Genomic DNA, 9,470 nt, shown 5'->3' on the forward strand with positions numbered 1-9,470 from the left:
CCCAGGTAAAAAATCTCTGATTCTCTCCCACTGATCATCTCGCAGAGCGTAGCGCCTCTTTGTCATCCCCAAGTTCCTCCTTTTTAGCCAAGGAATCTTGAATCACAAATCAGATCCTACTGTGAATCCGGAAAGTTATTACTCCGCTAACTGATGACACGCCCTAGATTGCCGACTAAAACTTATAGCCGCGATGCAGTGCCACAACGCCAGCAGTCAGATTGAAATATTCAACCCGCTCGAATCCAGCCTGCTGCATGATTTGTTTCAGCTCTTCCTGGGAGGGATGCATACGGATGGATTCGGCAAGATAGCGGTAGCTGGCATCGTCACTGGCGATAACCTTGCCCATCATCGGCAAGGCCTTGAAGGAATAGGCATCATAGAACGGCTGTAAAGGTTTCCAAACCTTGGAGAATTCGAGCACGATGACTGAACCACCGGGGCACAATACGCGCAACATTTCCTTGAGTGCCAGGTCTTTGTGCGTCATGTTCCTGAGACCGAAGGCGACGCTGACTCGATCAAAATAGTTGTCGGGAAAGGGGAGTTTTTCCGCGTCGCATTGTGCCACAGGCGTACTTTTGCCTTCGTTGAGCAAACGATCGCGGCCGATCGACAGCATGGAATTATTGATGTCGGTCAGCCATACCTCGCCGCTGCGTCCCACCTTTTCCAGGAACAGATTGGTCAGGTCGGCGGTGCCGCCTGCGATGTCCAGCACCTTGTTGCCCTCTCTAACCCCGCTGGCTTCGATCGCGAATTTCTTCCAGATGCGATGCAGTCCGAGGGACATGAGATCGTTCATCAAGTTGTAGCGTGCGGCTACAGAATCGAAAACATCAGCGACTTTGCGTGCTTTTTCCGTTTCGGAGACCGTTGTAAAACCGAAGTGCGTCGTATTGGTCATTTGGGAAATTCCCTGAATGGGTGGTTTAAATTTGATAGGGTAGGCTATGGCGTCTCCCGGCTGCCGCCGGATTCTTCCAGGCGCCGTAGATAGCGCTGCCACATGGCCGCCTGGTTCAGGCCGTAATTATAGAGCAAATCCCAGGAATACAAGCCAGTGTTGTGGCCGTCGGAGAAATCCAGCCGGATGGCATAACGGCCAACCGGCTCGATATGGGTAATGGTGACATTTTTTTTGCCAGTCTGCAGAATCTCTTGCTCGGGGCTGTGGCCGCGCACTTCCGCAGAAGGTGAGTGGACCCTGAGAAATTCACACGAGAAACTGAAGGCCTGGCCATCATTGAAGGTGATGTCCAGGATGCCGGATTTGCGGTGCAGCTTCAATTCGGTGGGAATGGGAGTTTGTGGAGTCAGGCCTGCCATACGCTTATTTTCTCTTGTGTCGATTGAATTGCCAATACACGCCGATGCCTGCCATGCAGAGGAGAATCAGGTAGAGCACGATTTCCTGTAAATAGTCCTTGACCAGATCTTCGTTATCCCCGATGTAATAGCCAAGCAGGGTAAGAATGAGCACCCAGATGCCTGCGCCGAGACCGGTATAGAAGCTGAACAATCCCAGGTGCATGCGGGCAAGTCCGGCCGGGAGTGAAATATACTGGCGCACACCCGGGATCAGGCGTCCGGTAAAAGTGGAAATATGGCCATGGCGTGAGAAAAAGCCTTCCATCTTTTGCATCGAAGTCTCGGTGAACATGAAATAGCGTCCATAGCGGATCAGTAGCGGACGTCCCAGCCGGACGGCAAGATAATAGTTGAACAATGCACCCGCCAGGCTGCCGATGATGCCGCATGCCACGACTGCAAACAGGTTCATTTCGCCTTGATAGGCCAAATAACCTGCCGGCACCATCACGACTTCGCTCGGAAACGGAAAGAAACTGGATTCAAGAAACATTAATATGAAAATACCTGGATAACCCAGGCTGCCGATAGTCTGAACTATCCATTGTATGAGTTCGTACATGGTCGCTTCCGTAATCTTGGATCGTGGTGGCGCGATTAAAGTGGATCGTGCCTGGGAGGCTGTCCGAGAATAGACTGATCTACTGCGGACGAGCCTGATTGGTCGGATTTTACGATCCTTTTCGTTAAATAGAACGACTATTCGCCCCAAATGATCGAAAAATCCAACTCAACCAGCCTCGCCCTCGCTACGATCGCTATTCTCGGACAGCCTCCAGGTCATTCGGCGGCCGGCCGTGAGTGTGGCCAGACAATCAATAGCGGTTATATCGCTAAGCTTGTTTGCAGTGAGATGCCTGCAATCCGGAATAATTCAGCCCCAGTTTTATGGTGCGCAAGCGCAGCACCCTACGAGGCTGATCATTTGGCTGCCGGCTGCTCATGGCAAGGCTTCTTCCTGGGGTTTGCGCTCGGGTTTGACCAGATCTTCCCGTTTGACACCCAGCAGGACCAGAATGGGGCTGGCGACCAGAATGGAGGAATAAATGCCGAACAGGATGCCGATTGTCAAGGCCAGGGCAAAATAGTACAACACCTCGCCCCCGAACAGCAGCATCGAGATGACCACCATTTGCGTGCTGCCGTGGGTGATGGCGGTCCGGGACATGGTCATGGTGATCGCGTTGTCGATCACTTTGGCCACCGATGCCTTGCGCAGCTTGCGGAAGTTCTCACGGATCCGGTCAAAAATTACAACCGACTCATTGACCGAGTAACCCAGTACCGCCAGCACAGCGGCCAGTACGGTCAGGGAGAACTCCCACTGAAAGAAAGCGAAGAATCCCAGAATCACGACCACGTCATGCAGATTGGCCACGATGCCAGCGATACCGAATTTCCATTCGAAACGAATCGCCAGGTAGATAACTATGCCAAGCGAGACGAACAGCAATGCCAGTGCGCCATTTTCCAGCAATTCCTGCCCAACTTGTGGGCCAACAAACTCGACGCGCCGCATTTCGACAGTCTCGTCATCCTGCCTAAGTGCGTCCATGACGACTTCGGACAGATTGCCGCCAGTGAATTCCTGTTTCGCGGGCAGCCGGATCAATACATCCCGCGAGGTGCCAAAATTCTGTACGGTCGCGTCAGTTATGCCCATTCCGGCCAGCACATTACGGGTCCGGGCCAGGTCTGCTGGTTGCCCGTAGCTGATTTCCATGACGGTCCCGCCGGTGAAATCCACGCCCAGATTGAGCCCGCGGGTGGCGATGAAAAAAATGGAGAGTATAAAAATCGTCAGGGAAAGAATGGTCGAGTACTTCCCCCAGCGCATAAAAGGAATATCGCGTTCAAATCTAAAGAAATCCATGTGTATCCAGTCTCAGGTAAGTGGTTGCTCAACGCTTGCTACGTTTGGGTTTCCAGACCGAGCCGATGGGTACCCGGTTCAGTTTGCGGTTACCGTAAAACAAGTTGACCATGCCGCGCGAAACCATGGTCGCGCTGAAGACCGATGTCAGAATCCCCAGACAGAGCACGACCGCAAATCCCTTGACCGGTCCGGAGCCGAACGCAAACAGGGCGATCCCGGCGATTAGCGTGGTGATGTTCGAATCCAGAATGGTGCCCAGTGCGCGTTCATACCCGGCGTGGATGGCGGCCTGTGGCGCGATTCCATTACGGATTTCGTCGCGGATGCGTTCATTGATCAGGACATTGGCGTCGATCGCCATCCCGACCGTCAGCGCGATGGCCGCCATGCCGGGCAGGGTCAAAGTCGCTTGCAGAATCGACAGCAGGCCGATCAGCAGCAGCAGGTTGATTGACAGTGCCGTCACGGAGATCGCGCCAAAAGCCATGTAGTAGATCGCGATGAACAGGGCTACTGCAAGGAAGCCATACAGCGTCGAGTTGAATCCTCGGGAGATGTTCTCGGCACCCAAGCTGGGCCCGACGGTACGTTCTTCGATAATTTCCATCGGCGCTGCCAGCGCGCCTGCGCGCAACAGCAGGGCGACGTCGCGCGCTTCGGTGCTGCTCATGCGTCCGCTGATCTGGACGCGTCCGCCGCCAATTTCTTCACGAATGACCGGTGCGGTGACCACTTCGGTCAGATGTTTCTCGACCAGCAGAATAGCCATGCGCTTGCCGACATTTTGCCGCGTCAGCTGCTTGAAAATCCGAGCGCCATTGCTGTCCAGGGTGACATGGACAGCGGGCTGATTGTCCTGATCGAATCCCGGTTGGGCGTCTGTGATACGGTCACCCGTCAGCAATATTTGTTTTTTGACCAGCAAGGGGCCACCGCCGCGTTCGGTGAAAAGTTCGGTACCGAACGGTGGCTGGCCGCGCAGGGCGGCCTCGATATCGCTTTCGTCATCCACCATACGAATTTCCAGCGTCGCGGTGCGTCCCAGAATATCCTTGGCTTTGGCCGTATCCTGCACGCCCGGCAACTGGACGATTACCCGATCGGAGCCGGCTTGCTGGATAATCGGCTCCGCAACCCCAAGTTCATTGACCCGGTTGCGCAGGGTGGTGATGTTCTGCTGCAAGGCGGCTGTTTGCATGCGCTTATGCACATCCGGTTTGATGGTGACCTGCAAGTGAAAATCGTCGGCCGTATCGATGGTACGCAAATCTAGATCGACAAAAGTTTTGCTGAGCTCGGCAATGGCTCTGTCCCGTGTCTGGGCATTGCGGAATTTGATCACAATTTGATCGCCATCCCGATCGATCCCCGCCGAAGGAATTCGCTGTTCGCGCAGTGTACTGCGCAGATCGGAACTGTAACGATCGAGCGATTTCAAGAGCGCGCCATCCATATCCACCTGCAGCATGAAATGCACGCCACCGCGCAGATCCAGCCCCAGGTACATGGGCAGCGCGCCGATGCGGCTCATCCACTCGGGAGAATTGGGCAGCAGGTTGAGGGCAACGATGAAATCGTTGCCAATCTCGGCTTCCAGTACGTCCCGAGCCTTGATCTGGGTGTCGGTATCGGTGAAGCGGATCTTGATGCCGCTGGCTTCCAGCAACGTGCCGCTGAACGGCAGATGATGTCGGGCCAGTGTTTGTTCGATCTGCTGCAGGAGCGCGGCATCGGCCTGTGCGCTGGCGCGCAGCGGAGAAATCTGAATGGCAGGCGATTCACCGAAAAAATTGGGCAAGGTGTACAGCAACCCAAACAGGAGAGAAACCGCGATGATGAGATATTTCCAAAGGGGGTAGCGATTCATGGTGACCAGTGTGTTCGGAAGAAAAAACAGCCGCTAAAGTCCTGGCAGGATTTTGGCGGCGTCAAGGTATGGCAAATCGGTAACAATCAGTTTTTTTCGCTGTCTTGCTTGGTGGTTTCGCTGGCAGAGTCGGTCGTATCCGCTTCAGGCCTGTTTTCTTCAGGCTGATCTTTCTGAGATTCTTGCGTTTTCTGCTGCTTGGTGCTTTTGAGCGCACGATTGCTTTTGCCAGTATCGATGGTTCTCAGTGTGCCTTTGGGCAGCAGGGTTTGAATGGCCGTCTTGAGGACAGTGATTTCAAGATCGGGGGCAATTTCCATGGTGATATAATGTTCTCCCACGCTCGTGACCCGCCCCAACTCGCCACCGGCGATGATGATTTCATCGCCTTTTTGCAACGCATCGCGCATTTGTTTTTGTTCTTTTGCGCGTTTGGTTTGCGGGCGAATCAACAAAAAGTAGAAAATGACGAGAATACCGATCAGCGGCAGAAAACTCATCAGAGTCGGTTCGGGCTGAGCCGCACCACCGGCGGCTTGGGCGAAGGCTTCATTTATAAACATGGCAATTCCCTCCTCGGGGTTGAAAATAACAAAGATAAAAGCGAAGTGTCGTATATTCTAACATGAAGTTTTAGACCGAAAATTCCTGTACCAGTTGCTCGAAGCGGCCGGTTTCAATGGCCTGGCGAATGTCTGCCATCAGCTGTTGATAGTAATGCAGGTTGTGCAGGGAATTGAGGCGCGCACCCAGCATTTCATTGGTCCGCTGCAGGTGATGCAGGTAGGCGCGGCTGAAATGGCGGCAGGTGTAGCACGCGCATTGTGCGTCCGGCGGCGCGGTGTCCAGCCGGTAGCGGCTGTTGCGCAGCTTGAGTATGCCGTGCCTGGTGTAGAGCCAGCCATTGCGCGCATTGCGGGTCGGCAGGACGCAATCGAATAAATCGATTCCCTGGGAGACGGCGTATACGATGTCTGCTGGGGTACCCACCCCCATCAGGTAGCGCGGCTGGTCGACCGGTAGCTGAGGGGCGGTATGGGTGAGAATGCGTTGCATATCCTGCTTGGGTTCGCCAACCGAAAGCCCGCCGATGGCGTAGCCATCAAAGCCGATATCACACAGTGCCGCGACTGAGCGGTCACGCAGTGACTCATACATGCCGCCTTGCACGATGCCGAACAAGGCATTGTGATTACCTGCATGAGCGGCCCTGGAACGCTCGGCCCAGCGCAGGCTGAGCTGCATGGATTGCTCGGCGGTCTGGATATCCACCGGGTAGGGCGTGCATTCATCGAAGATCATGACGACATCCGAATTCAGCACACGCTGAATCCGCATGGATTCCTCGGGCGTCAGAAAACAGGCGTCACCATTGACAGGCGAGCGGAAATGCACACCTTGTTCGCTGATTTTGCGCAGCGCGCCCAGGCTGAATACCTGAAAACCACCCGAGTCGGTCAGAATGGGGCCATCCCAGCCCATGAAACGGTGTAATCCGCCATGCGCCTCGATGACTTCCAGCCCTGGCCGTAGCCACAGATGAAACGTGTTGCTCAGAATAATATCGGCGCCCAGTGTCTGCAAATCCTCTGGCGACAGGCCTTTGACCGCGCCATAGGTGCCAACGGGCATGAATGCGGGTGTTTCCACCACCCCATGCGCCAGCGTCAGGGTGCCCCGGCGGGCCTGCCGGTCGCTGCAATGTAACTGAAAATTCATGATTGGATTTCGAGAAGCATGGCATCGCCATAACTGAAAAAACGATAGCGGGCGGCAACTGCATGCTGATAGGCACGCTGGATGGCGTCCATGCCCGCGAAAGCGGAGACCAGCATCAGCAGAGTGGAGCGAGGTAAATGGAAGTTGGTCAGTAGTCGGTCGACCACCTGGAAACGATAACCGGGGGTAATGAAAAGGTTGGTTTCGCCCTGACCCGCAACCAGCTGCCCATCATTGGCGCGTGCGCAAGCCTCGAGTGCGCGCAAGCAAGTGGTGCCCACCGCGAGCACGCGCCCGCCACCGGTTTTGCAGGCCTGAATGGCTTCGATCGTGTCGGGTGGAATGCTGTATCGCTCGGCATGCATGACATGATCTTCGATGTTATCCACCCGTACCGGCTGGAAAGTCCCCGCACCGACATGCAGTGTGATATAGGCAATCGATACGCCCATCGCGCGCAAGGTATCCAGCATCGCCTGGTCGAAATGCAGCCCCGCTGTGGGCGCGGCGACCGCGCCGCTTTCCTGCGCAAAAACAGTTTGGTAGCGGTTTTCATCGGAATCGGTGACGGACCGCTCGATATAGGGCGGCAGCGGCACGCGTCCGTAGTGGTCGAGTAGTTCGAGCAATGGTAGCGGATGCGGGAAGTGCAGCGTGTAGATATCCTGCTGGCGGGCTTCCACCACGGCGGTGATGCCGTCGCTCAACGATAACGTTGAACCGACCGCCGGCGCGTGACTGGCGCGAATCAGGGCCTGCGCGCGGTGCGTATCCAGCAGGCGCTCGACCATAATTTCTACCTTGCCACCACTGGATTTGAAGCCGGACAGGCGGGCCTTGATCACACGGGTATTGTTGAGCACCAGCAGATCACCCTGGCGCATGTAGTGGGGTAGATCCCTGAAAGTGGCATCCTTGATGTGCTGCGCCGTACCGCCGACATACAGCATACGGCTATCCGCGCGGTTGGCAAGCGGAAATTGCGCAATCAAGTCGTCTGGCAAATAAAAATCGAATGCATCTGTTTTCATGCCGCGAATTATACCGAGGGCGCAGCCTTTTTCGCTAACCATTCTTATTCATTGGACGCCATAGTGCTGCCGAGTAGGGGCAAATCATGCGGATAGTGCATCGGCAACAGGCCAAACGGCTGGATGACGATACAAGACTGATCAAAGAGCTACCCTGAGAAGCTGTTTGGAATCTGAAATCAAGGGTGCGCTTGCGCATCATCCGGTCGACGTCAAATTACAGTGGTCGGGAAAAAATCTGGCATTGCGATTTTCAGCTGCGTGAATGATGCGCATGTGTTCCGGTGCGGGTAAATGCGTATAATCTCCGAGAATCTGTATGCATAGGGGCAGGTAGGCTTCAAGTGGCGAAATCGCATACTAGGTTTCCCTTGATTCAGACGGGTCGTATCATAAAAGTTGGCAACGAATGGCATTGGTATATTCGAGCACACATAGTTTAAGGAGATAATATTATGAGTCTTCCGTTCCAGAGCGATACCCTGGGTAAATTGACCCTGCGCCTCGGCGTAGGCGTATTGATGCTGTTTCATGGTGCCAACAAGATACTCAACCCGGCTTCCCTCGATTTTATCAGCAAACAGCTGGTTGGCATGAATCTGCCACAGGCTTTGGCTTACGGGGTGTATCTGGGAGAAGTCATTGCGCCGCTGATGATCATTTTTGGAATATATTCCCGGCTGGGTGGTTTGCTTGTTTTTGGCAATATGATATTTGCAATAGTGCTGGTGCACCGCAGCCACTTATTTACATTAACCGATCACGGTGGATATGGGCTGGAATTGCAGATTTTCTTCTTGCTGACGGGGCTTGCAGTATTCTTCCTTGGCAGTGGCAGAATGGCCGTTAAACCTGACTGAGAGCTTCGGAATTTACTAGCAACTGCCCACGTCAAAGGGGTCTGGATAGCCAAAGCTGAGCCACTCGTTCTGTGGGAATTTTTGGACGCGGTTGGGTGACGAAGATTGCGTGGGGTGCCTGGGCGCCCCCTTTAACTTTGATGAGGCCTTAAACGGCAACTTGTTACATATAGCCACCGGCTTTCAGCCGGTGGCTTGTTCACTGGAACGCTTAAATTTAAGAATAGCTAATATAGCTAATCCCAGTTTTTTTCGTCGATCGGCCACTTACGAAAAGTATACAGACATGACAATCAAAGCCACCGCCACGGCGACTATGAATGCGAAATTCCAACCCAAATCTTTAAATGTTTCAGCATCTTCTTTCTCTAGCATGTTCATCGTTACCTCCACATTATGCGACAGTCGGAGTTAAATCGTGAACCAAAGGGAGGTGAGATTTATTGATTAGGATCAATAAAAGGTTAAATAGATGCGCCTGTTCATGGGGCATAACGCATAGTGTTTATCGGCGTGGCTGTCTATCCGGCGCCTGTATCACGTCGGAGAGTGGCGCTTATTATACGACGGTCAGTCGAGCTGTGCAGTGATTCGAACAAAAATTTTTGCTGTCACAGGCGTAGATACTCTGTCTTCAGTCAAGCCAAATTTACGTATTAGCGGCCTTCATTTTGAAAAACTTGTCACCATCAAACGGCATGTTGTGATGCAGCATGCCGTAGATTGCGTGCAGTAATTTGCGT

The 9,470-nt window shown here is 53.9% G+C and carries 9 protein-coding genes; 1 reads left to right on the forward strand and 8 read right to left on the reverse strand.

The genetic code is table 11. The features are described 5' to 3' along the window. Positions 1-175: 175 nt before the first annotated feature. The 8 genes from ubiE to queA form a co-directional block, all read right to left on the reverse strand. On the reverse strand, positions 176-910 hold the full coding sequence (gene ubiE / locus ABTW62_RS12755; protein ID WP_430904955.1) for a bifunctional demethylmenaquinone methyltransferase/2-methoxy-6-polyprenyl-1,4-benzoquinol methylase UbiE: 735 nt from the start codon (positions 908-910) through the stop codon (positions 176-178). A gap of 44 nt (positions 911-954) precedes the next feature. Then, complete coding sequence (locus ABTW62_RS12760; RefSeq protein ID WP_430904956.1) at positions 955-1,332, reverse strand: gamma-butyrobetaine hydroxylase-like domain-containing protein; 378 nt, start codon at positions 1,330-1,332, stop codon at positions 955-957. 4 nt (positions 1,333-1,336) lie between these two features. Further along, complete coding sequence (locus ABTW62_RS12765; protein WP_430904957.1) at positions 1,337-1,936, reverse strand: DedA family protein; 600 nt, start codon at positions 1,934-1,936, stop codon at positions 1,337-1,339. 378 nt (positions 1,937-2,314) lie between these two features. After that, a complete protein-coding gene (gene secF / locus ABTW62_RS12770; RefSeq protein WP_430904958.1) occupies positions 2,315-3,247 on the reverse strand; it encodes a protein translocase subunit SecF in 933 nt (310 codons plus the stop codon). 28 nt (positions 3,248-3,275) lie between these two features. Next, entirely contained in the window at positions 3,276-5,117 is a 1,842-nt protein-coding gene (gene secD, locus ABTW62_RS12775; protein ID WP_430904959.1) for a protein translocase subunit SecD, read from the reverse strand. A gap of 86 nt (positions 5,118-5,203) precedes the next feature. Beyond that, a complete protein-coding gene (gene yajC, locus ABTW62_RS12780) occupies positions 5,204-5,680 on the reverse strand; it encodes a preprotein translocase subunit YajC (protein WP_430904960.1) in 477 nt (158 codons plus the stop codon). 70 nt (positions 5,681-5,750) lie between these two features. Continuing rightward, entirely contained in the window at positions 5,751-6,836 is a 1,086-nt protein-coding gene (gene tgt, locus ABTW62_RS12785) for a tRNA guanosine(34) transglycosylase Tgt (protein ID WP_090413002.1), read from the reverse strand. Further along, entirely contained in the window at positions 6,833-7,867 is a 1,035-nt protein-coding gene (gene queA / locus ABTW62_RS12790; protein WP_430904961.1) for a tRNA preQ1(34) S-adenosylmethionine ribosyltransferase-isomerase QueA, read from the reverse strand. Before queA ends, tgt begins: the two co-directional genes overlap by 4 nt. A 455-nt stretch (positions 7,868-8,322) precedes the next feature. Here queA and ABTW62_RS12795 point away from each other — a divergent pair, with 455 nt between their 5' ends. After that, positions 8,323-8,727: a DoxX family protein gene (locus tag ABTW62_RS12795; protein ID WP_430904962.1), complete on the forward strand. Its 405-nt coding sequence runs from the start codon at positions 8,323-8,325 to the stop codon at positions 8,725-8,727. Positions 8,728-9,470: the final 743 nt, after the last annotated feature.

The organism is Nitrosomonas sp. ANs5 (genome assembly GCF_050584665.1).
Taxonomy (GTDB): Bacteria; Pseudomonadota; Gammaproteobacteria; order Burkholderiales; family Nitrosomonadaceae; genus Nitrosomonas.